The 503-nt window shown below is 69.6% G+C and carries 1 protein-coding gene; it reads right to left on the reverse strand.

Annotated features, from left to right (window positions below):
• Positions 1–503 (reverse strand): VCBS domain-containing protein (locus ACXAFN_RS18320; RefSeq protein ID WP_474991169.1); only part of this gene is annotated, 503 nt, incomplete at both ends.

Genomic DNA, 503 nt, shown 5'->3' on the forward strand with positions numbered 1-503 from the left:
GCGCCGTCGCGGTGGTCCTCGGCGTCGCCATCCTCGGTGTAGGCGTAGGCGATCTCGCCGGTCTCGGCATCGTAGCCGGTGATGGTCAGCGTGCCTTCATTGCCGACGATCTCGATCGGATTATTGCTGGCATCGGTGATATCGCTGCCGTTGACGGTCACGCCGGCGATGCCGGCCTCGGCGCCCACCGTGGCGGTGCCGCTGACGGTGGCGCCGCTGGCCTCGCTGACGCGCTGCTCGGCGCCGTCGACGCCCGGGGCGTTGTCGTCGATGTCGACGGTCGGCGGCGCGTCGGTGGCGCCGTTGATGGTCACCGTCAGGGTGGCGGTGCTCTGGCTGCCATCGGCGTCGGTGACGGTGTAGCCGAAGGTCTCGGTCAGCGACTCGCCGTCGTCCAGCGCCTGCACGGCGCCGTTCGAGGAATCGACCCGGTAGGACCAGCTGCCGTCGCCGTTGTCGACGAAGGTGCCGTACTCGGCGCGGGTGTCGTTGAACACCACGCT

This window comes from Halomonas sp. ABH4_019 (assembly GCF_056159885.1).